Annotated in this window: 1 pseudogene; it reads left to right on the top strand. The window is 60.2% G+C overall.

The features are described from left to right. Window positions 1-235: pseudogene (gene hslU / locus KVT32_RS30025) on the top strand (HslU--HslV peptidase ATPase subunit); the annotation flags it as partial. Window positions 236-274 lie beyond the last annotated feature (39 nt).

Below are 274 nucleotides of genomic sequence, written 5' to 3'. Positions count from 1 at the left end.
CGACTTTACCGAAGACGGGATCCACCGCCTGGGCGAGATCGCCTTCTCGGTGAACGAGCGTACCGAGAACTTCGGCGCGCGCCGCCTGTACACGGTGATGGAAAAACTGCTCGAGGAAGTCTCCTTCGATGCCAGCGACCGCCAGGACAAGCTGGTGAGGATCGACGCGGCCTACGTCAACGAACGCCTCGACGTGCTCTCTTCCAACGAAGACCTGTCGCGCTACGTGCTGTAAGGAGCCAGGAGAAAACGATGGCGAACAAGGCACTCGCAA

The sequence above is a fragment of the Achromobacter sp. GbtcB20 genome (assembly GCF_019091095.1).
GTDB lineage: Bacteria > Pseudomonadota > Gammaproteobacteria > Burkholderiales > Burkholderiaceae_B > Achromobacter > Achromobacter mucicolens.
This window is presented reverse-complemented; position numbering and strand designations above follow the sequence as displayed.